The 20,959-nt window shown below is 71.7% G+C and carries 18 protein-coding genes; 11 read left to right on the top strand and 7 right to left on the bottom strand.

The window, feature by feature from the left end; genetic code table 11:
* On the bottom strand, window positions 1–748 hold a 748-nt coding region (locus GRC12_RS12880; protein ID WP_208779365.1), incomplete at its 3' end, for a homocysteine S-methyltransferase family protein.
* A gap of 283 nt (window positions 749–1,031) precedes the next feature.
* Here GRC12_RS12880 and GRC12_RS12875 point away from each other — a divergent pair.
* The 8 genes from GRC12_RS12875 to GRC12_RS12840 all read left to right on the top strand — a co-directional run bounded on the left by GRC12_RS12875 (window position 1,032) and on the right by GRC12_RS12840 (window position 10,752).
* A complete protein-coding gene (locus tag GRC12_RS12875; protein ID WP_133047149.1) occupies window positions 1,032–1,796 on the top strand; it encodes an IclR family transcriptional regulator in 765 nt (254 codons plus the stop codon).
* A gap of 382 nt (window positions 1,797–2,178) precedes the next feature.
* Window positions 2,179–2,973: an MIP/aquaporin family protein gene (locus tag GRC12_RS12870; protein ID WP_208779364.1), complete on the top strand. Its 795-nt coding sequence runs from the start codon at window positions 2,179–2,181 to the stop codon at window positions 2,971–2,973.
* Between the two features lie 50 nt (window positions 2,974–3,023).
* The gene (gene glpK, locus GRC12_RS12865) at window positions 3,024–4,565 is read left to right on the top strand and encodes a glycerol kinase GlpK (protein WP_208779363.1); all 1,542 of its coding nucleotides are present in this window, start codon (window positions 3,024–3,026) and stop codon (window positions 4,563–4,565) included.
* 51 nt (window positions 4,566–4,616) lie between these two features.
* Window positions 4,617–6,233 (top strand): glycerol-3-phosphate dehydrogenase/oxidase, encoded by a 1,617-nt coding sequence (locus GRC12_RS12860; protein ID WP_208779362.1) that lies wholly within the window; start codon window positions 4,617–4,619, stop codon window positions 6,231–6,233.
* 129 nt (window positions 6,234–6,362) lie between these two features.
* The gene (locus GRC12_RS12855; RefSeq protein WP_133047153.1) at window positions 6,363–7,034 is read left to right on the top strand and encodes a FadR/GntR family transcriptional regulator; all 672 of its coding nucleotides are present in this window, start codon (window positions 6,363–6,365) and stop codon (window positions 7,032–7,034) included.
* 163 nt (window positions 7,035–7,197) lie between these two features.
* Window positions 7,198–8,103, top strand: a complete 906-nt coding sequence (locus GRC12_RS12850; protein WP_208779361.1) for a PAC2 family protein — start codon at window positions 7,198–7,200, stop codon at window positions 8,101–8,103.
* A 255-nt stretch (window positions 8,104–8,358) separates the two neighbouring features.
* Complete coding sequence (locus GRC12_RS12845; protein WP_208779360.1) at window positions 8,359–10,080, top strand: S8 family peptidase; 1,722 nt, start codon at window positions 8,359–8,361, stop codon at window positions 10,078–10,080.
* Between the two features lie 99 nt (window positions 10,081–10,179).
* On the top strand, window positions 10,180–10,752 hold the full coding sequence (locus GRC12_RS12840; RefSeq protein WP_208779359.1) for a hypothetical protein: 573 nt from the start codon (window positions 10,180–10,182) through the stop codon (window positions 10,750–10,752).
* A gap of 70 nt (window positions 10,753–10,822) precedes the next feature.
* On the opposite strand, the gene mshC is transcribed toward GRC12_RS12840, so the two are convergent.
* The 4 genes from mshC to GRC12_RS12820 form a co-directional block, all read right to left on the bottom strand.
* Entirely contained in the window at window positions 10,823–12,052 is a 1,230-nt protein-coding gene (mshC, locus tag GRC12_RS12835) for a cysteine--1-D-myo-inosityl 2-amino-2-deoxy-alpha-D-glucopyranoside ligase (RefSeq protein WP_208779358.1), read from the bottom strand.
* 94 nt (window positions 12,053–12,146) lie between these two features.
* A complete protein-coding gene (locus GRC12_RS12830) occupies window positions 12,147–12,977 on the bottom strand; it encodes an SCO1664 family protein (protein WP_208779357.1) in 831 nt (276 codons plus the stop codon).
* Window positions 12,941–13,531: a DUF3090 domain-containing protein gene (locus GRC12_RS12825; protein ID WP_133047159.1), complete on the bottom strand. Its 591-nt coding sequence runs from the start codon at window positions 13,529–13,531 to the stop codon at window positions 12,941–12,943. The genes GRC12_RS12830 and GRC12_RS12825 overlap by 37 nt, the downstream gene beginning before the upstream one ends.
* An 85-nt stretch (window positions 13,532–13,616) precedes the next feature.
* The gene (locus GRC12_RS12820; protein WP_133047160.1) at window positions 13,617–14,303 is read right to left on the bottom strand and encodes a histidine phosphatase family protein; all 687 of its coding nucleotides are present in this window, start codon (window positions 14,301–14,303) and stop codon (window positions 13,617–13,619) included.
* 62 nt (window positions 14,304–14,365) lie between these two features.
* Between GRC12_RS12820 and corA the strand changes: the two genes are divergently transcribed.
* Window positions 14,366–15,361 (top strand): magnesium/cobalt transporter CorA, encoded by a 996-nt coding sequence (gene corA / locus GRC12_RS12815; protein WP_208779356.1) that lies wholly within the window; start codon window positions 14,366–14,368, stop codon window positions 15,359–15,361.
* A 1-nt stretch (window position 15,362) separates the two neighbouring features.
* Here corA and GRC12_RS12810 read toward each other — a convergent pair whose 3' ends face one another.
* Both GRC12_RS12810 and GRC12_RS12805 read right to left on the bottom strand, forming a co-directional pair.
* Window positions 15,363–16,148: a ferritin-like domain-containing protein gene (locus GRC12_RS12810; RefSeq protein WP_208779355.1), complete on the bottom strand. Its 786-nt coding sequence runs from the start codon at window positions 16,146–16,148 to the stop codon at window positions 15,363–15,365.
* Window positions 16,149–16,323: 175 nt separating this feature from the next.
* A complete protein-coding gene (locus GRC12_RS12805; protein WP_208779354.1) occupies window positions 16,324–17,379 on the bottom strand; it encodes an LLM class F420-dependent oxidoreductase in 1,056 nt (351 codons plus the stop codon).
* A 172-nt stretch (window positions 17,380–17,551) separates the two neighbouring features.
* Between GRC12_RS12805 and GRC12_RS12800 the strand changes: the two genes are divergently transcribed.
* The gene (locus tag GRC12_RS12800; RefSeq protein WP_208779353.1) at window positions 17,552–18,538 is read left to right on the top strand and encodes an aldo/keto reductase; all 987 of its coding nucleotides are present in this window, start codon (window positions 17,552–17,554) and stop codon (window positions 18,536–18,538) included.
* Entirely contained in the window at window positions 18,535–20,835 is a 2,301-nt protein-coding gene (locus GRC12_RS12795; protein ID WP_208779352.1) for a helix-hairpin-helix domain-containing protein, read from the top strand. Before GRC12_RS12800 ends, GRC12_RS12795 begins: the two co-directional genes overlap by 4 nt.
* Window positions 20,836–20,959: the final 124 nt, after the last annotated feature.

The following is a 20,959-nucleotide window of genomic DNA, read 5'->3' as shown; positions in this document are numbered from 1 at the left end:
GCAGGTGCTCGCTCATCTCCGCCGGGCCGGTCGCGCAGTTCAGGCCGATCATGTCGATGCCCAGCGGCTCCAGCGCGGTCAGCGCGGCACCGATCTCCGAGCCCAGCAGCATCGTGCCGGTCGTCTCGACGGTCACGGAGACGATCAGCGGGACCTCGTAGCCCGCGGTCTCCATCGCCCGGCGAGCGGCGATGACCGATGCCTTGGTCTGCAGCAGGTCCTGGGTCGTCTCCACCAGCAGGGCGTCGGCACCGCCGGCGAGGAGGCCCTCGGCGTTCTGCTGGTAGGCGTCGCGGATGGCGCCGAAGGTCGTGTGGCCGAGGGTGGGCAGCTTGGTGCCCGGGCCCATGGAGCCCAGCACCCAGCGCTGCCGGCCGTCCCGGGCGGCGAACTCGTCCGCCGTCTCGCGGGCGATCCGGGCACCGGCCTCGGACAGCTCGGCGACGCGTTCGGCGATGTCGTACTCGCCCAGCGCGGTGAGATTGGCGCCGAAGGTGTTGGTCTCGACGCAGTCGACGCCCGCGTCGAAGTAGGCCAAATGGACCGAACGGACGATGTCGGGGCGGGTGACGTTGAGGACCTCGTTGCAGCCTTCGAGGTTCTGGAAGTCCTCGAGGGTGGGCTCCTGGGCCTGGAGCATGGTGCCCATCGCTCCGTCGGCCACCACCACCCGGGTGGCGAGGGCCTCACGGAGCGCGGACGCACGGGTCCGGCTGTCGGCGGAAGGGGTCAGTGGCGACGAGGCCATGAAAGGGGCTCCCTTGAGTGCGACGGCTGTCGGCTTTGCGTGTTCCCCGGGTCTTCCCAGGGAGGGCGCACGCCGCCAGGGTAGCCGGGTCCCGTCCGGGATGGTCGGTCAGTCCACGGGACGGACCAGGATGGCGGCAGGTCACCGACGGGACACCGGTGACGCAACAGATGTCTACCGACCATTAGCGGTGGGTCGTCATCGACCGGTAGTGTTCGACATTGCCGAACAGCGGCAGCGGCGCCGTAACTCGGCTGTCGAAGGGGACGGAGGCAGGACGGCGATGGCACGGAACATCCAGTCGCTCGAACGGGCGGCCGCGATGCTGCGGCTGCTCGCGGGCGGCGAGCGACGGCTCGGCCTCTCGGACATCGCCTCGTCGCTCGGCCTCGCCAAAGGCACCGCCCACGGCATATTGCGCACCCTGCAGGCCGAGGGTTTCGTCGAGCAGGACGACGCCTCCGGGCGCTATCAGCTGGGCGCCGAGCTGCTGCGCCTGGGCACCACCTATCTCGATGTGCACGAGTTGCGGGCGCGCGCCCTGGTGTGGACGGACGACCTGGCGCGGTCGAGCGGCGAGAGCGTCTATCTCGGCGTGCTGCACCAGCAGGGCGTGCTGATCGTGCACCACGTCTTCCGGCCCGACGACAGCCGGCAGGTGCTGGAGATCGGGGCGATGCAGCCGCTGCACTCCACGGCTCTGGGCAAGGTGCTGTCGGCGTACGACCCGGTGGCGCACAGCGAGGCGGTCGAGGCCGACCGCAAGCCGTTCACGGAGCGCACCACGTGCGACCTGGAGGACTTCGAGCACATCCTCGACATCACGCGCGCGCGTGGCTACGCGTCGGACGTCGAGGAGACCTGGGAGGGCGTGGCGTCGGTCGCCGCGCCCATCCATGACCGGCGGCGGATGCCGGTGGGCGCGGTCGGCATCACCGGTGCGGTGGAGCGGCTGCGCCGCGACGGGGAGCTGCGTCCGGAGCTGATCGCGGCCGTGCGGGACTGCGCCCGCGCGGTCTCGCGGGACCTGGGGGCGGGGCGTTTCTGAGGGGTCGTACGGCTGCCTTACGTCTGCCGTACGCCTGTCGTACGTCTGTGCGAGCAGAGATGAGCGAGGGCCGGGGCACGGTGGTGTGCCCCGGCCCTTGTTGTTACTCGCCAGTACCCATCTGACCTGCAAGATCGACTGTTCGCGGCAATCAGTAACGATCGGGTTTTCGGCCGTGCTTTCGACAACAGAACTCTTGACGAGCACGTAACGCCCCGGCAAGACTCCCGTCCATCGGTCGGCATTGTCGAACACCTACCGGCAATACGCGTTAGAGTGTGACAACGCCAAGGGCCGACACCGCTCTCATCCCCGAGGGCAGCTCGAACCTCCGGAGGGACCCGGGGTTCGGTCCCCTGGACGAAGGACAAAGGAGTCGCGGGTGTCCAGCTCCGACATCTTCATCGGCGAGACCATCGGTACCGCCATACTCATCCTGCTCGGCGGAGGCGTCTGCGCCGCCGTGACGCTGAAGGCCTCCAAGGCCCGTAACGCCGGCTGGCTCGCCATCACCTTCGGGTGGGGTTTCGCCGTACTGACGGCCGTGTACACCTCGGCGCCGCTCTCCGGCGCCCACCTCAACCCGGCCGTGACGCTCGCGCTCGCCATCAAGGACGGCGACTGGAGCGACGTCCCGGTCTACTGGGCAGGGCAGCTGCTCGGCGCCGCGATCGGTGCGACCCTGGTCTGGGTGGCCTACTACGGCCAGTTCCACGCGCACCTGACTGACCGGGAGATCGTCGGCGGTCCCGGCGCGCAGGCCACCGCGGCCAAGGCCGTCGAGGCGCAGGAGAAGGGCGCGGGCCCCGTGCTCGGCATCTTCTCCACCGGTCCGGAGATCCGGGTCGTCTGGCAGAACCTCGCCACCGAGATCATCGGCACCGTGGTGCTGGTGCTCGCGGTCCTCACCCAGGGCCTCAACGACAAGGGCAACGGCCTGGGCACCCTGGGCGCCCTGATCACCGCGCTCGTGGTCGTCTCGATCGGTCTCTCCCTCGGCGGACCGACGGGCTACGCGATCAACCCGGCCCGTGACCTGGGCCCGCGCATCGTGCACGCCCTTCTGCCCCTGCCCAACAAGGGCGGCTCCGACTGGGGCTACGCCTGGATCCCGGTGGTCGGTCCGCTCATCGGCGGCGCGATCGCTGCAGGCATCTACAACGTCGCTTTTGCTTAAAGCAACTCGGTAGACCCTCCCCCTAACTCACGGAACCCCAGGAGCACACAGTGACCGACGCGCACACCGCCGGCCCCTTCATCGCCGCCATCGACCAGGGCACCACCTCCAGCCGCTGCATCGTCTTCGACCGGGACGGCCGTATCGTCTCCGTCGACCAGAAGGAGCACGAGCAGATCTTCCCGAAGCCGGGCTGGGTCGAGCACAACGCCAACGAGATCTGGACCAACGTCCAGGAGGTCGTCGCCGGAGCCATCCAGAAGGCCGGCATCACCCGGGACGACATCAAGGCCATCGGCATCACCAACCAGCGCGAGACCACGCTGCTGTGGGACAAGAACACCGGTGAGCCGGTCCACAACGCCATCGTCTGGCAGGACACCCGCACCGACGCCCTGTGCAAGGAGCTCGGCCGCAACGTCGGCCAGGACCGCTTCCGCCGCGAGACGGGTCTCCCCCTCGCCTCCTACTTCGCCGGCCCCAAGGCCCGCTGGCTGCTCGACAACGTCGAGGGCCTGCGCGAGCGCGCCGAGCGCGGCGACATCCTCTTCGGCACCATGGACACCTGGGTCATCTGGAACCTCACCGGTGGTGTCAACGGCGGCAAGCACTACACCGACGTCACCAACGCCTCCCGCACCCTGCTGATGAACCTCCACACGCTGGAGTGGGACGAGAAGATCGCCGAGTCGATCGGTGTGCCGCTGGCGATGCTGCCCGAGATCCGCTCCTCCTCCGAGATCTACGGCGAGGTCACCGGCGGCAAGCTGGGCGAGCTGCTCGGCGGCATCCCGGTCGCCTCCGCGCTCGGCGACCAGCAGGCGGCCCTGTTCGGCCAGACCTGCTTCTCCGAGGGCGAGGCCAAGTCCACGTACGGCACCGGCACCTTCATGCTGATGAACACCGGTGAGAAGATCATCAACTCCTACTCGGGCCTGCTGACCACGGTCGGCTACCGCATCGGCGACGACAAGCCGGTCTACGCCCTGGAGGGCTCGATCGCCGTCACCGGTTCGCTGGTGCAGTGGATGCGCGACCAGATGGGCCTGATCTCCACCGCCGCCGAGATCGAGACGCTCGCCCTGTCCGTCGAGGACAACGGCGGCGCCTACTTCGTGCCGGCCTTCTCCGGTCTGTTCGCCCCGTACTGGCGCTCCGACGCCCGCGGTGTGATCGCCGGTCTGACCCGGTACGTCACCAAGGCGCACCTCGCCCGTGCGGTCCTGGAGGCCACCGCCTGGCAGACCCGTGAGATCACGGACGCCATGACCAAGGACTCGGGCGTGGAGCTCGCGGCCCTCAAGGTCGACGGCGGCATGACCTCCAACAACCTGCTGATGCAGACCCTCTCGGACTTCCTGGACGCGCCCGTGGTGCGCCCGATGGTCGCCGAGACCACCTGCCTCGGTGCCGCCTACGCCGCCGGTCTCGCCGTCGGCTTCTGGACCAGCACCGACGACCTCCGCGCCAACTGGCGCCGGGCCGCCGAGTGGACCCCCCGCATGGACGCGGACGCCCGCGACCGTGAGTACAAGAGCTGGCTCAAGGCCGTCGAGCGGACCATGGGCTGGCTCGAGGACGACGAGAGCTGACGAGAGCTCCCGACGGCTCTCGCACGCTCTGATGAGGAGTAAGAACCCGAAATGACCAGTCAGTCCACCCTCCAGTCCGTGCCTGCCCTGGGGACGCACCCGGCCTCCGGCTCGAACCCGAGCCGGGCCGAGACCCGGGAGCAGCTCGCCAAGGCGTCGTACGACCTTCTTGTGATCGGCGGCGGCATCCTGGGCATCTCCACCGCCTGGCACGCCGCGCAGTCCGGCCTGAGGGTGGCTCTGGTCGACGCCGGCGACTTCGCCGGCGCCACCTCCTCCGCCTCCTCCAAGCTGCTCCACGGCGGTCTGCGCTATCTGCAGACCGGCGCGGTGAAGCTGGTGGCGGAGAACCACTTCGAGCGCCGTGCGGTCTCCCGCCAGGTGGCCCCCCACCTGGCGAACCCGCTCACGTTCTACCTCCCCGTGTACAAGGGCGGGCCGCACGGCGCCGCGAAGCTCGGGGCGGGCGTCTTCGCCTACTCCGCGCTCTCCGCGTTCGGTGACGGCGTCGGCCACCTCCTGTCGCCCGCGAAGGCGGCGCAGGACGTGCCCGAACTGCGCACCGAGAACCTCAAGGCCGTCGCGGTGTACGGCGACGACCAGATGAACGACGCGCGCATGGCGCTGATGACGGTCCGCGCGGCCGTCGAGGCGGGCGCCGTCGTGCTGAACCACGCCGAGGTGACCGGCCTGAGGTTCACGCAGGGCCGGGTGACCGGCGCGGACCTGAGGGACCGTACGACGGGCGACGAGTTCGGCGTCAACGCCCGGCTGGTGCTGAACGCGACCGGGCCGTGGGTGGACCACCTGCGCCGGATGGAGGACCCGAACGCGGCCCCGTCCATCCGCCTCTCCAAGGGCGCGCACCTCGTCCTCAAGCGCACCTCCCCGTGGAAGGCGGCACTGGCCACCCCCATCGACAAGTACCGCATCACCTTCGCCCTCCCCTGGGAGGACATGCTGCTGCTCGGCACGACCGACGAGGAGTTCGAGGGCGACCCGGCGGACGTGGCGGTCACCGAGAAGGACATAGCCCAGATCCTGGACGAGGCCGCGTTCTCGGTCCGGGACCAGCAGCTGAGCCGTGACCTGATCACCTACTCCTTCGCGGGTCTGCGGGTGCTGCCGGGCGGTCCCGGCGACACGGCGAAGGCCAAGCGCGAGACCGTCGTCACCGAGGGCCGGGGCGGCATGCTGTCCGTCGCGGGCGGCAAGTGGACGACCTTCCGGCACATCGGCCGCACGGTCATGAAGAAGCTGGAGGCGCTGCCGGGCGCCCCGCTCGGTGACGACTTCGAGCCGATCGCCTCCCTGCCGAAGAAGCTGCCGCTGCCCGGTGTCGCCAACCCGCGCGCGGTCGCCCACCGTCTGCTGGTCGACAACCCGGCGCCGGGTCCGCGGATGGCAGCCGACACGGCGAAGCACCTGGCGACGCACTACGGCTCCCTGGCCTTCGACATCGCCCGCCTGGCGAACGACAACCCGGAACTGGGCGAGCGGGTCCACCCGGACGCGCCGGAGATCTGGGCGCAGGTCGTCTACGCCCGGGACAACGAGTGGGCCGAGACCCCGGACGACGTGCTGCGCCGCCGCACGACGCTGACGATCCGGGGCCTGGCCACGGACGAGGTCCGCGCCAAGGTGCAGGACCTGCTCGACAAGAAGTAGCCGGCCCGCCGGGAAGGGGGCGGCTCCCCGCCGACGGAGCCGCCCCCTTTCAGCCCGGTGAACCCCCATAATGTCGTCGTAAGACATCGGATGTCTTTACGGCATGCGGGAGCGACAGGGAGGCCGGACATGGCAGTCACCGACGAGGCGATCGAGAAGATCAAGGGCATGATCGTCTCCGGCGCGCTGCGCCCCGGCGACCGGCTGCCGAAAGAGAGCGAACTCGCCTCCGAACTGGGCCTTTCCCGCAACTCCCTGCGCGAGGCGGTACGCGCCCTGTCGCTGATCCGGATCCTGGACGTGCGGCAGGGCGACGGCACGTACGTGACCAGTCTGGACCCGCAACTCCTGCTGGAGGCGCTGAGTTTCGTCGTCGACTTCCACCGGGACGACACGGTCCTGGAGTTCCTCGCGGTGCGCCGCATCCTGGAGCCGGCCGCGACCGCGATGGCGGCCTCCCGGATCAGCGAGCAGCAACTGGACGCGCTGTCGGCCCAGTTGGACAAGCTGGGCGAGACGCCGTCGGTGGAGGAGCTGGTCGCCTGCGACCTGGACTTCCACCGGGGCATCGTGCAGAGCTCCGGCAACTCCGTGCTCTGCTCCCTCCTGGACGGTCTGTCGGGGCCCACCACCCGGGCCCGGATCTGGCGCGGTCTGACCCAGGAGGACGCCGTCAGCCGCACCCTGCACGAGCACCGCGCGATCCTCGCCGCCCTGCACGACCGGGACGCGGAGGCGGCCCGCTCCTGGGCGACGGTGCACATCGCGAGCGTGGAGCAGTGGCTGCGCTCGACGCTCTGAGCGGCTTCCGGGCCGGGGTGGCCCGGGGTGGCGATCTTGGGTGTTCGAGCGGCTCGGACGGGGCAGTGATCGTTCACTCCCCCGTGCAAGGGGGCTGCGGGCGCCCCCGCCGGACGCCGTAAGGTTGGTGGGTCAAGCGAGGGCACGTCGGAAGGAGGCCTGGGTGATCGAGCTCGAGGGGGTTCCCGAGCTGATCGACCCGGTCATGGTGGCCGCGTTCGAGGGCTGGAACGATGCCGGCGACGCCGCCTCCACCGCGGTCGCGCATCTGGACAGGGAGTGGAAGGGCGAGGTCTTCGCGGCGCTGGACGCCGAGGACTACTACGACTTCCAGGTGAACCGCCCCACGGTGTGGATGGACGCGGGAGTACGCAAGATCACCTGGCCGACGACGAGGTTGTCCGTCGTCCGTGTCGGCGGCGAGAAGCCGCGTGATCTCGTGCTCGTCCGCGGTATCGAACCGTCCATGCGGTGGCGCTCGTTCTGCAACGAGCTGCTCGGCTTCGCGCACGAGCTGGGCGTGGAGCTGGTGGTCGTCCTGGGCGCCCTGCTCGGAGACACCCCGCACACGCGTCCGGTCCCGATCAGCGGGACCACGTCCGACCCGGACCTGGCCCGGCGGATGGACCTGGAGGAGACCAAGTACGAGGGCCCCACGGGGATCGTCGGCGTCCTGCAGGAGGCCTGCACGCACGCCGGCGTACCGGCGGTGTCGCTGTGGGCCGCCGTACCGCACTACGTGTCGCAGCCGCCGAACCCGAAGGCGACCCTGGCCCTGCTCAACCGGCTGGAGGACCTGATCGACGTGCGCATCCCGCTGGGCGAGCTGCCCGAGGACGCGCGTGCCTGGCAGGTCGGCGTGGACCAGCTGGCGGCCGAGGACAGCGAGGTCGCCGAGTACGTCCAGACGCTGGAGGAGGCCCGGGACACCGCGGAGCTGCCGGAGGCGTCGGGCGAGGCGATCGCCCGCGAGTTCGAGCGGTATCTGCGGCGCCGGGACGGCCATACCAAACCCCCGACGACGCCGCCGAAACCGGGCGGCGAGGACGACGAGTCCTCCGAGGAGTGAGGAGAGGGGCGGTGCGCCGGGCGCACCGCCCTTTTTCGTGTCCGCAGTACTGCCTTTCGTGTCCACGGCGCCGCGGGACCGTCCGTAGCCTTTGGCCGGTTTGGGCCGTGACCTCTGTTTCCGGACGGATTGCACACGTTACCCAATTCAACTTGTTTCAAACGAAGTTGGCGAAAACGGTCTGGACGCCTCGCCCCGGGCGTGCTTGGTTGTGCAGCGACGGCGCACTCGCACGGACCGAAGGGAGCGGTACCGATGAGTGACCAGGTACAGCCGGCCGAGGGCCCGGGAGCATCCGGGCCGGGCCCCGACGGAGCGGGATTCACCTATCGCGGAGCCGAGCAGGAACTGATCGTCGTCGCCCGTCCCGAGGCCCGGCTGCGGGCCAGGGCAGAGGGCGTCCGTTCGGCGGCCGGTGCCGATGTCTCCGCCCTCGACATGTTCCTCGGCGACGAACAGCTCACGCTGGAGCCGCTGTTCGGCAGCGAGGAGCGGCTGCAGCAGTCGGCCGCCGCGCCGGGCGAGCCGGACGTCCCCGACCTCACGCTGTTCTACCGGGTACGGGGCGGCGGGAGCCGGGCGCAGGAGCTGCGGGCGCGGATCGCCGCGCTGCCGGGGATCGACACGGCCTACGTCAAACCGGGCGCCGTGCCCGCCTCGGTGGACGACGACCGCCGGCTCAAGGAGGGCGCCCCCGTCACTCCGGACTTCAGCGGCCGTCAGGGCTGTCTGCGTCCGGCGCCGGAGGGAGTGGACGCCCACTGGGCCTGGCAGCGGCCCGGTGGGTCCGGTCAGGGGGTGACCGTCATCGACGTCGAGGGCGCCTGGCAGCTGGGCCACGAGGACCTGGCCGCCAAGCTGGCCGGCGTCGTGGTCGGCACGCCCCTGACCGACCTGGCCTGGCGCAACCACGGCACCGCCGTGATCGGCGTGATCGGTGGTGACCGGGGCGAGTCGGGCGTGACCGGCATCGTGCCGGAGGCGGCGACCGCGGCCGCGTCCTTCCAGGGCATCGGCACGGCGGCCGCGATCCACGCGGCGGCCGACCGGCTCGGCCCCGGCGACGTCGTCCTGGTCGAACTGCACCGCCCCGGACCCCGGTTCGAGTACGCCGGGCGCGACGACCAGCGCGGCTACGTGGCGATCGAGTGGTGGCCGGACGACTTCGCGGCCATCCGCTACGCCACCGCGCGGGGCGTCCTGGTCGTGGAGGCGGCCGACAACGGGGGCGAGTCGCTGGACGACGCGGTGTACGAGCGGCGCCCCGACGAGTTCCCGGAGTGGTGGCGCAACCCGTTCAACCCCTCCAACCAGTCCTCCGGGGCCGTCCTGGTCGGCGCGGGCGCCCCGCCGCCCGGTACGCACGGCCGCGACCACGGACCGGACCGCTCACGGCTGGCGTTCTCCAACTACGGCGCCCGGCTGGACGCCCAGGGCTGGGGCCGCGAGGTCACCACCACCGGCGGCTTCTGGGACCGGCCCGGCGATCTGCAGGGCGGACCCGAGGAGATCGCCTGGTACACGGACACCTTCTCCGGAACGTCCTCCGCCTCTGCGGTGGTGGTCGGCGCGCTGGCCTCGCTGCAGGGCATGCTGAAGGCGGCCTCGCTGCCCCCGATGTCCCCGGAGCGGGCGCGCGAGGTGCTGCGGACCACGGGCTCCCCGCAGCAGGACGCGCCGGGCCGGCCCGCCTCCCAGCGGATCGGCAACCGGCCGGACATCAGGGCGGCGGTCGGCAGGCTGCTGCCGCAGGCGGTCGGCTCGGGCCAGGCCGAGCGGTACTGGGACGAGCTGCTGCCGTATCCCAGCGAACTCCCGCCCAGGCTCCGGCTGTTCGTGGCCGGCGCCTGGCGCAACCTCAACCACCCGTCCCCCGAGATCCGGCAGGCGGTGCACACCGCCTTCGCGGGCGGGCGGCCCGACGTCCGGGTGTGGTTCTCGGACGACGAGATCGTCGGCCTGGTCGTCACGGGCTGACGCATCCCCCAGGAAGGACGAGGTCCCTGGGAAAGACCAGGTCCCTCAGGAATGACCGACCCGTCAAGGCAAGTCTCCGTCCAGGGAAGGTGACACCGCATGAGCACCACCCCGCAGATGAGCCAACTGGGACAACAGCAGGGCCAGCAGTTCCCGAGCACATCGCCCCACCAGCAGCAACAGCCCTACGGCCAGCAGCAGCCGTTCGGGCAGCAGTCCGCCGGATGGCCGGGGGCCGGCATGATGCCGCAGCTCCAACAGCTCGGCCAGCAGCAGCCGTTCCAGCAGCTGCTGCAGCAACTCGGCCAGCAGCAACAGCCCTACGGTGAGACGCAAGCGCACGACCAGCAGGCCCAGCAGCAGGAGCAGCAGATCCAGCAGCAGCTCCAGCAGCTCGCGCAGGCCGTCCTCCAGCAGGTCGTCCAGCAGGTCCAGACGCAGTCCCTGGCCTCCGGCGTGGCCAACGGCTTCGTCGACGTCCTGCAGCCGCAGCAGGGGCAGCCACAGCAGGTCTTCCTGCGCATCAACGGTCAGTTCCGGGTCCTGAACGACCCGGTTCCGCAGCTGCACCAGCAGATCCAGGAGGCGTTCGCCTTCGGCCACCAGGTGATCGGCGTCTGGGACATCCAGTCGCCCAACATCCTGCGCAGCGTACGGATCCAGCGGTTCTGACCCGCGCCGCACCGCACGAGAGGGGCGCTTCCCCCGCGAGGGAAGCGCCCCTTCTCCGTGCCGGGCGTGGCTACAGGGCCACACCCAGCAGGGCGTCCACGGCGCGCGAGACGACACCGGGGGCCCCGGTGTCCGTACCGCCCTCGGCGTCCTGCCGCGCGGCCCAGCGGTCGACCGCGGCGAGCGCGGCGGGGGCGTCCAGGTCGTTCGCGAGGGCCTCGCGGATCTCCTCGACGAGGGCCTCGGCGGGCGGCCCGTCGGGGCGGGAGACGGCGGCGCGCCATCGGCCGAGCCGGCGCACGGCGTCCTCGAGGACCTGGTCGGTCCACTCCCAGTCGGCCCGGTAGTGGTGGGCGAGCAGCGCGAGCCGTATGGCGGCCGGGTCGACACCGTCCCGGCGCAGTTGTGAGACGAAGACCAGGTTGCCCTTGGACTTGGACATCTTCTCGCCGTCCAGGGCGACCATGCCGGCGTGGACGTACGCCTTGGCCATGGGGAACTCGCCGGTGAGCACCTGGGCGTGGGACGCGCCCATCTCATGGTGCGGGAAGGCGAGGTCGGAGCCGCCGCCCTGGACGTCGAAGCCCATGCCGAGGTGGTCGAGGGCGATGGCGACGCACTCGATGTGCCAGCCGGGACGGCCGGGGCCGAGGGAGGCGCCGTCCCAGCTGGGTTCGCCCTCGCGGGCGGCCAGCCACAGCATCGGGTCCAGCGGGTTCTTCTTGCCCGGGCGGTCCGGGTCGCCGCCGCGCTCGGCGGACAGCAGCCGCATGGCGGCCGCGTCGAGGTTCGAGACCTTGCCGAAGTGGGGGTCGGAACCGACGGAGAAGTAGATGTCGCCCTCGAGTTCGTAGGCGGCACCGGCGTCGCGCAGCCGCTCCACCAGCGGGACGATGCCGGGTATGGCCTCGACGGCGCCGATGTAGTGCCGCGGCGGCAGCATCCGCAGGGCGGTCATGTCCTCGCGGAAGAGCGTGGTCTCCTTCTCGGCGAGGGCGACCCAGTCGACGCTGTCCCGCTGCGCGCGCTCCAGCAGCGGGTCGTCGATGTCGGTGACGTTCTGGACGTAGTGAACCTGCCGCTTGGTGTCGAGCCACACGCGCTGGACGAGGTCGAACGCGTTGTAGGTCGCCGCGTGACCCATGTGGGTCGCGTCGTACGGAGTGATGCCGCAGACGTAGATGCGGGCGACGGGACCGGGCTGGAGGGTGACCAGACCGCCGGTCGCGGTGTCGTGGATCCTCAGGTCGCGGCCCTGACCAGGCAGGGCGGGGACCTCGGAAGCGGGCCAGGCATGCATGTCATGAGCCTAACCGGACGGATGTTCCGTATACGAACCGGACCGGGCCGGATGGCCGGTAAGGCGGTCTTGCGCCTTACCGGACAGTCTGCTCCTACACGGGCGGCCAGGGAATGGCCGGCCACTCGCCGGAGGGCTCCGGGTGCGTGCCGGTCTCCAGGAGTACGGCGACACGCGCGCGCGTGGCGTCGAGTTCGGCGGCGGTGATCAGGGCGGACAACCGCCCGGCCAGCGCTCCTTCGGCGGTCAGTGCCTCCTGGAGACCCTTGAGGGCGTCGATCGCCTCCGGGGTCAGGGGCTCGCCCGCCCAGCCCCACAGCAGCGTCCTGAGCTTGTTCTCGGTGTTGAAAGTCACTCCGTGGTCGATGCCGTAGAGGCGGCCGTCCTCGGTGGGCAGCAGATGGCCGCCCTTGCGGTCGGCGTTGTTGATCACCGCGTCGAGCACCGCGAGCCGGCGCAGCCGCTCGTCGTCGGCGTGCACCAGGAGGGCGGTCTTCCCGTCACCGACCTCGGCGAAGCCGATGGCCTTCCAGCCCGGTTCGGGCTCCTCGGCGTCCACCAGGGCCAGCAGGTCGGCCTCGGGGCTCGCCTCGATCCACAGCTGGACCATCCCCTCGCCGTACGGTCCCTCGCGCAGCACGGTGGGCGGGATCAGGCCCCAGCCGGTCGCCTCGGAGACCTCGTAGGCGGCCACCTCGCGCTGGGCGAGGGTGCCGTCGGGGAAGTCCCACAGGGGCCGCTCGCCGGCCACCGGCTTGTAGACGCAGGTGGCCTCCCGGCCGTCCTGGGTGACCGTGCAGTACAGGGCCGCGTTGGACGCGTCGCGGATCCGGCCGCGCACCGTGAGCTCGCCGTGGGTGAGCAGGTCGGCGAGCGGCTCGTCGGTCGTCACGCTCCGCGGCGGTATCCGTTCTGGCGCGGACATACGTGTCCTTCCGGGTCCAGCGGGAGGCTGCACAGCGGGCACGGCGGCCGCCCGGCGTTGACGACGTCCAGGGCGCGCTTGGCGAAGGCTCTGGCCTGCGCGCCGGTCAGCCGGACCCGCAGCATCGGGGGCCCGTTCTCCTCGTCCTGCAGCAGGCGCTCCTCCGCCTCGGCGAGATCCTCCTCGGAGTCCGCGTCGAGTTCGACGAGGGCCTGCGCCTCGACGATCATGCGCTGTTCCTCGCCGTCCCAGGCGAGGGCCATGGTGCCGACCCGGAACTCCTCCTCGACGGGGGTGTCCAGCGGTTCGGTGTCGGAGATCTCGGTGGGTGCGACGGCCGGGACGGCCGCGTTGCCGCCACTGCGCCGTACGACCTCGTCGAGCAGTTCGTCCATGCGCTCGGCGAGGGCGGCGACCTGGGTCTTCTCCAGGGCCACGCTGGTCACCCGGGAGCCTGCGGTGGCCTGGAGGAAGAACGTACGGCGTCCGGGCAGCCCGACCGTGCCCGCCACGAAGCGGTCCGGCGGGTCATAGAGGAACACCTGACGGGACACGTCCTGTCTCCATGGGATCGGTGTGTACGGGGGCGTCTGTGTGAGCGCGACTGCGTGAACCGCTTCACCCTACTGCGCCCGACGATCACGGTGCGCCCGCACCGCCCCCCACCGGGGCGTCGTCGGCCGGGGGCTCCTCGGGCGGCGCCAGCGACGCGAGGTCTCCGGTGTCACCGAGCCGCACGAGGAAGGGCCTGAGGCGGGTGTAACGGATCGCGGTGATGGAACACGGTTCTACGGAGATCCGCTGGAAGAGGTCGAGATGAAGTCCGAGTGCGTCCGCAACGAGCGACTTGATGATGTCGCCGTGCGAGCACATGACATAGACGGCGCCGGCGCCGTGGTCGCGCTCCACGCGCGCGTTCCACTCGCGTACGGCCTCGGCGGCGCGGGTCTGCATCGCGCGCATCGACTCGCCGCCGGGGAACGCGGCGGCGCTGGGGTGCGCCTGCACCACCTCCATCAGCGGCTCGTCCTTGAGCTCGGCGAGCTTGCGGCCGGACCAGTCGCCGTAGTGGCACTCCCCGATCCGCTCGTCGGTGTGAACGGTGAGTCCGGGCCGGGCCTCGAGCAGCGGCCGGATCGTCTCCTGGCAGCGCTGCAGCGGGCTGGTGACGACCTCGGAGATCGGCAGGGCGGCGAGCCGGCCGGGCAGCGCGGCGGCCTGCGCCGCGCCGCGCTCGTCGAGGGCGACACCGGGCGTCCAGCCGGCGAGCACCCCCTCGGTGTTGGCGGTGGATCGTCCGTGCCGGACCAGGAGAAGCGTGGGCATGCGGCCCAGGGTAGGCATACGCCCGCACGTGGCGGGCGTACGAGGACGGGAGAACACGCTCCGTGATCGTCGACTGCGCCATCTACACCCACGGACAGCGGACGGAGGGCCCGGAGGACCTCTCCGACGCGCTGGCGGACGCCCGGGCGGCCGGCGGGTTCGTCTGGATCGGGCTGCACGAGCCGTCCGAGGACGAGTTCGACCTGGTCACCCAGGAGTTCGGGCTGCATCCGCTGGCCGTGGAGGACGCCCTGAACGCCCATCAGCGGCCCAAGCTGGAGGTGTACGACGACTCGCTCTTCCTCGTCCTCAAGCCGGTCGTGTACGAGCCGGACAGCGACCAGGTCTCCACCGGCGAGGTCATGATCTTCCTCGGTGACTCCTTCGTGGTCACCGTCCGCCACGGCGAGGGTGCCCCACTGAAGGCGGTGCGCAAGCGGCTGGAGAACGAGCCCGAACTGCTCGGGAAGGGGCCGACCGCGGTGCTGTACGCCGTCTGCGACGCCGTCGTCGACCACTACCTGGAGGTGGGGACCGAACTGCAGACCGACCTGGAGGAGCTGGAGGCGGCGGTCTTCACCCCGGACGTCGGCGGCTCGCACAACACCGCGTCGCGGATCTACACCTTCAAGCGGCAGGTGCTGGAGTTCCGCCGGGCGACGGGCCCGCTGGCGCTGCCGGTCAACCGGCTGGCGGGGACCGGGCAGTTCGGCGCCACGGTGCCCTTCGTCAACGAGAAGGCGCGGCCGTTCTTCCGTGACGTCGGTGACCATCTCGCGCGCGTGAACGAGACGGTGGAGGGCCTGGACCGGCTGGTCTCGGACGTGCTGTCGGCGCATCTGGCCCAGATCAGCGTCCGGCAGAACGACGACATGCGGAAGATCTCCGCGTGGGCGGCCATGGCCGCGGTCCCCACGATGATCGCGGGCGTCTACGGCATGAACTTCGACCACATGCCCGAGCTGCACTGGGTGTGGTCGTACCCGGCGGTGATCCTGGTCATGGCCGCGCTGGAGTGGCTGCTGTACCGGACGTTCAAGAAGCGGGGCTGGCTGTAGCTCAGGCGAACTCGGCGGCGGTGGCCGGTCCGCCGAGGGCGTCGCGGCGCTCGGGCATCCGCAGGCTCACCATGCGCCGCCAGCCCGCGAACCGCTCGTAGGCGTAGACGGCGTGGATGCCGGCCGCGAGCAGCGCCGACTTGGCCCGCGGCCAGCCGAGCAGGCGTCCCATGTGGTCCATGACGGCGAGGCTGACGTCCCGGTAGACGCGGATCTCGGCGAGGGCGCACTCCCGCAGGGTGCGCTGGATGGCGCGGCCGTGACCGGCGCGCGCGAGGCGCAGCAACTCCTCGTGGCAGTAGGCGAGATGGTTGTCCTCGTCGCTGGAGATCATCCTGACGGCGCGGCCGATGTCGGGGTGGTCGGCGAAGCACCGGCGCAGCAGCTCCATCTGCTCGGAGGCGCGCTGCTCGGTGACCCGGCTGTGGGAGAGGTAGGTGACGAGGTCGTGCACCGTGAGGGTCTCGTCGGCCTTGAGCTTGTCGTGGGCGAGACCGATGCCGTGGCGCTCCAGGAGCATCGTGTAGTCGGTCTCGGGCGGCACCGGGACCGGTTCGAGCCCGCGCTTCCTCATCAGGGCTTTGAAGATGCGCCCGTGCTTGTCCTCGTCGGCGCCGTGCCGGGCGATCTTCGGGGCGAGATCGCGTTCGCTCTCCGGCACGAGGGCCGCGATCCGGCCGTTCTCCCAGCCGCCCTGGGACTCCCCGCTGGCCGCGATGGAGCAGAACAGCGCGAAGGACGCGTCGTCGTCGAGGATCTCCTGGAACAGACTCTTGGCCGAAAGCATAGAACGAGTCAAATAGCCCAACAGGGGCATCGCAACAGCTATGGGGGACAACTCCGCCAAAAGAAGGAGCGACAGGGTCACGTCCGGGGCGTAACCGCGTGCGCGACGGCGCGTTGTTCCCCGTGACGGCCGTGGCGGGGAAGACCCCCGAGCCCCCACCACGGCCGTGGAGACATCAGGCCAGCCCGGCGCGCTCCAGCGCCTCGGTGCCGGCGCGCAGTGAGGCGATGCGCTCGTCGAGGGTGAAGCCGGCGGGGTTGAGGGAGAGGGTGGTGACCCCGGCGGCCGCGTACTCCTTCATGCGGTCGGCGATGCGGTCGACGGAGCCCAGCAGCGTCGTCCTGTCGATCAGCTCGTGCGGGACCGCGGCCGCGGCGCCCTGCTTGTCGCCGGCCAGGTACTTCTCCTGGATCTCGGCGGCGGCCGCCTCGAAGCCCATGCGCTGGGCGAGCTGGTTGTAGAAGTTCTGCTTGGCGCTGCCCATGCCGCCGACGTACAGCGCGGTGTAGGGGCGGAAGGCGTCGGCGAGCGTGGCCACGTCCTTGTCCTCGCCGAGGGCGAGCGGCAGGGTCGGGTGGACGTCGAACCCGTCCATGGTCTTGCCGGCCTTCTCGCGCCCGGCGCGCAGGTACTGGATGGTCGTCTCCTCCAGGTGCTGGGCGGAGGGGAAGATCAGCAGGGCGCCGTCGGCGATCTCGCCGGTCTGCTCGAGGTTCTTGGGGCCGATCGCGGCGATGTACAGCGGGATGTACTCGCGCTCGGGGTGCACGGTCAGCTTGATCGGCTTGCCCGGGCCGCCGGGCAGCGGCAGGGTCCAGTGCTCGCCCTCGTACGTCAGCCGCTCACGGCTCATGGCCTTGCGCACGATCTCGACGTACTCACGCGTGCGGGCCAGCGGCTTGTCGAACTTGACGCCGTACCAGCCCTCGGAGACCTGGGGCCCGGAGACGCCGAGACCGAGGCGGAAGCGGCCGCCGGAGAGGGAGTCCAGGGTGGCCGCGGTCATCGCGGTCATCGCCGGCTGCCGGGCCGGGATCTGGAAGATGGCCGAGCCGACGTCGATGCGCTCGGTATGGGCGGCGACCCAGGTGAGCACCGTGGCCGCGTCGGAGCCGTAGGCCTCGGCGGCCCAGCAGACGGCGTACCCGAGGCGGTCGGCCTCCTGGGCCACCGCGAGGTTGTCCGCGTCCATTCCGGCACCCCAGTAGCCGAGGTTGAGCCCGAGCTGCATGCCGATCCCCTTACCGATCAGTAACGTCCCTGTGGAGCTGACAGTAGCGCGGCTTGCGCGGGCATGGGGTGTCACGTCCCGCACAGTGGCGGCGACGCGGGGTGCCGGACCTGGGAAACTGGTCGTCCACAGGCCCCCACACGGCCAGTTCAGGCCAGTAATGTCGGCGTTCATGGAGCAGAGGCATCTCGGCCGTACCGGCCTTCGCGTGTCCCGCATCGGACTCGGCACGCTCACCTGGGGCAGGGACACCGACGAGCACGACGCCGCGGACCTCTTGAAGACCTTCTGGGAGGCGGGCGGCAGTCTCGTCGACACGGCGGACGTGTACGGCGACGGAGAGGCCGAGTACCTGCTCGGACGCCTGATAGAAGGGCTGGTCCCGCGCCGGGACCTGGTGATCTCCACCAAGGCGGGCAGCGTGCCGGACCCGGACCGCCGCGTCGACGGCTCCCGCGGCCATCTGCTCTCGGCCCTCGACGCCTCACTGGCCCGCCTCGGCACGGACTACGTCGACGTGTGGCACGTCCACGCCTTCGACCCCTACACCCCGCTCGACGAGACCCTGCAGGCCCTCGACCTGGCGGTGAGCAGCGGGCGCGCCCGCTATGCCGGGGTGTCCAACTTCTGCGGCTGGCAGCTGGCCAAGGCGGCGACGTGGCAGCTGGCGGTGCCGGGCGGGCGGACGCGGCTGGCGAGCACGCAGATGGAGTACTCGCTGCTGCAGCGGGGCGTGGAGCGCGAGGTCCTGCCGGCCGCGCTGGACCTGGGCATCGGTCTGCTTCCGTCCTCCCCGCTGGGCCGGGGGGTGCTGACGGGCAAGTACCGGGGCGACGCCACCCCCGCCGACTCCCGCGGCGCCTCCGAGCACCTGGCCCCCTTCGTCGCGCCGTACCTCGACGACACGGCGAGCCGGATCGTGGACGCCGTCCAGACGGCGGCGGACGGGCTCGCCGTGACGCCCCTCCAGGTCGCCCTCGCCTGGATCCGCGACCGGCCGGGAGTGACCGCGCCCGTCATCGGTCCGCGCAACGCGCAGCAGCTCACGGCGGCATTGTCAGTGGAGGCCCTTAGTCTTCCTGACGAGATCTGCCGGGCGCTCGACGATGTGTCGGCACCCGTGCACCGCTATCCCGATCACGACTGGAGCACGCTGTGAGCACGGAGCCCGAGACCACGGAGGAGAACGAGCCGGGGACACCGGGCGGCACACGGGAGGACGGCACGCCCGAGACACCGGCGGACGGCACGCCCGAGACACCGGCGGACAGCACGCCCGGGGCCTCCGCGGAGCCGGGCGAGACCGGGGCGGCGGCCGACGGCACCGCCGAGGAGGCCGCTGGGGAGAGCGGCGCCCGGTTGTCCGAGGCCGAGGCCGAGTTGGCGGCTCAGGAGATCGAGCGGGAGCGGATCGAGCGGCGGAAGGCGGAGAAGAAGGGGCCCATCGAGAGCGGGGCCAAGCTGAGCGGCAAGGCCGCCGATCTGCTGGCCGCCGTGCGGGCCGTGGAGAGCGGCGCCAAGCCCGTGGCCACCGCCTTCACCGAGCCCACCCCCGCCCCGCGCAGGCCCGCGCCGGAACCGGTACGGCGCCCGCAGCCGACGCCGGAGGCCGCCGCGCCCTCGGCCCCCGCGGCGGAGAACGTCGAGGCGGTACGGGGCGTGCTGACCGCCGGTGGCGCTCCCGAGGCGCTCGCGGCGCAGGTCGCCGCCGCCCTCGGCGAGGCAGCGGACGAGCGGCTGCGGGCGGACCCCTGGCTGCTCCTGCGGGTCGGCGGTGTACGGCCGGAGCAGGCCGACGGTTTCGCGCGGGCGCTGCTGGGCGCGGACGCCGGCCCGGACGACGAGCGGCGGGGCCGGGCGCTGACGGGGTGGCTGCTGGAGCAGGCGGCCCTCGCCGGACACACGGCGCTGGAGATGCCCGCGCTCACCGCAGCGCTGGCCCAGCGCAGCGTGCCGGACGCCGACGCCGCCGTGCAGAGCGCCGTCGCGGAGGGCGAGGCGCTGGTCTTCCAGGACGCCCTGGACCCGCGCGCGCCGGAACCGGCGGACGACGAGGAGGGCGAGGAACGGCCGGTCCGTGTCCTCGTCGGCCTGGAGCGCCTGGCCCTCGCCGAGGAGAGCCTCGCGGACGGTCTGGCCCGACTGGTCAACTCCGTGCCGAAGGAGGACGGTTCGGCCGAGGAGTGGGAGGGCGCGGCGGCCTCGGCGAAGGGCTCCACGGCCGAGCTGATCCGCGCCGTCGCCGCCCACGGCCTGGTCCTGCACACCGGCGGCGAGGCGTCCCTCGCCGAACCGGCGGCGCTGCTGCGCACGGCCACCGCGCTCGGGCTGCGCGCCTGGGCGGCGGCCCACACACCGACCGGCCGCGACCGCTTCGTCCGGTTGTGCGGTGCGGCGGGCGGGCCTGCCGCGGACAGTCCGGTGGCGGGCGGCGCCGCGGAAGGTCCCGACGCGTCGGCCCCCGGCGGCGCCGCTTCGGCCGCCGGCACCCCGCAGGCCGCACCGGTCGCGACCGTCGCCGGCCTCTTCTCCGGGACCGAAGGCCCCGGCCGGGATGCCGACGGCGCGCTCGACCTGGACCTCCTCCTGGTGCTCGACGCGCCTCAGCTGGACGTGGAGACCGCCGCCCTGCTCGTCGAGTCGCTGCCGGACGGTGCGCGGCTGGTGCTGTCCGGGGATCCGTCGGTGCTGTGGTCGGCCGGGCCCGGGAGGGTGTTCGCGGATCTGCTGGCCGCGCGGGTCTGCCCGCAGGTCGCCTCACGGACCCCGGACCCGGGCCCCCTCGGCGAGCTGGTCTCCGGCATCGGCGTCGGGGAGCTCAACCAGGTCGAGGCGCCCGGCAAGGAGGTCGTGATCGTGCCGGTGCGGGACGCCGGCGAGGCCGTGCACCGCACCGTCCAGCTGGTCGCCGACTCGGTGCCGCGCGCGATCGGCGTCCCGGCCGAGCAGACCCAGGTGATCACGCCGGGCCACGGTGGCGCGGCCGGCACCCGCGCCCTCAACGCCGCGCTCAAGGAACGCCTCAACCCCGGCCCCGGCCGGTTCGGCGGCTTCGACCCGGGCGACCGCGTCGCCTATTCCCCCACCCCCGGACGCACCCTGCCGGGCCGGGTCGTCAAGGCCGACGCGGACGGCCTGCACCTGTCCTGCGCGGGCACCCCCGTCGTCGTACCGAAGGAGCGGGTGGAGCAGTCCGTGCGCCATGGCTGGGCGCTCACCGCGCACCAGGCGGTGGGCACGCGCTGGCCGGCGGTGGTCGTGGTCCTCCCCGGGGACGCGACCCAAGCCCTGAACCGACCGTGGGTCTACACGGCGTTCGGCCGGGCGGACCGCCATCTCTCCGTGGTCCACGGCGCGGAACAGGCACTGGCCAGGGCGGTGTCCGAGATCCCGCCCAAACCGCGGACGACTCGCCTGCCCGTCCTCCTGGCGACCCAACTGCCGACGTCCGGCTGACCGGTCACACCTGCCCGCGCAGAAACGCCCGCGCGCACACGACGCCCGCGCACGGACGAGGCCCGCGCGCATACGACGGCGGCGGTCACGGCATCATCCGTGACCGCCGCCGTCGCGGGGAGCC

The sequence above is a fragment of the Streptomyces griseorubiginosus genome, from assembly GCF_017614965.1.
Lineage (GTDB): Bacteria > Actinomycetota > Actinomycetes > Streptomycetales > Streptomycetaceae > Streptomyces > Streptomyces griseorubiginosus_B.
This window is presented reverse-complemented; position numbering and strand designations above follow the sequence as displayed.

What these genes read in the sequence shown, in the direction of transcription:
- GRC12_RS12875 (WP_133047149.1), top strand. Translation starts at nt 1,032, where the DNA reads ATGGCACGGAACATCCAGTCGCTCGAACGGGCGGCCGCGATGCTGCGG.
- GRC12_RS12860 (WP_208779362.1), top strand. Translation starts at nt 4,617, where the DNA reads ATGACCAGTCAGTCCACCCTCCAGTCCGTGCCTGCCCTGGGGACGCAC.
- GRC12_RS12855 (WP_133047153.1), top strand. Translation starts at nt 6,363, where the DNA reads ATGGCAGTCACCGACGAGGCGATCGAGAAGATCAAGGGCATGATCGTC.
- GRC12_RS12845 (WP_208779360.1), top strand. Translation starts at nt 8,359, where the DNA reads ATGAGTGACCAGGTACAGCCGGCCGAGGGCCCGGGAGCATCCGGGCCG.
- GRC12_RS12840 (WP_208779359.1), top strand. Translation starts at nt 10,180, where the DNA reads ATGAGCACCACCCCGCAGATGAGCCAACTGGGACAACAGCAGGGCCAG.
- mshC (WP_208779358.1), bottom strand. Translation starts at nt 12,052, where the DNA reads ATGCATGCCTGGCCCGCTTCCGAGGTCCCCGCCCTGCCTGGTCAGGGC.
- GRC12_RS12830 (WP_208779357.1), bottom strand. Translation starts at nt 12,977, where the DNA reads ATGTCCGCGCCAGAACGGATACCGCCGCGGAGCGTGACGACCGACGAG.
- GRC12_RS12820 (WP_133047160.1), bottom strand. Translation starts at nt 14,303, where the DNA reads ATGCCCACGCTTCTCCTGGTCCGGCACGGACGATCCACCGCCAACACC.
- GRC12_RS12810 (WP_208779355.1), bottom strand. Translation starts at nt 16,148, where the DNA reads ATGCTTTCGGCCAAGAGTCTGTTCCAGGAGATCCTCGACGACGACGCG.
- GRC12_RS12805 (WP_208779354.1), bottom strand. Translation starts at nt 17,379, where the DNA reads ATGCAGCTCGGGCTCAACCTCGGCTACTGGGGTGCCGGAATGGACGCG.
- GRC12_RS12800 (WP_208779353.1), top strand. Translation starts at nt 17,552, where the DNA reads ATGGAGCAGAGGCATCTCGGCCGTACCGGCCTTCGCGTGTCCCGCATC.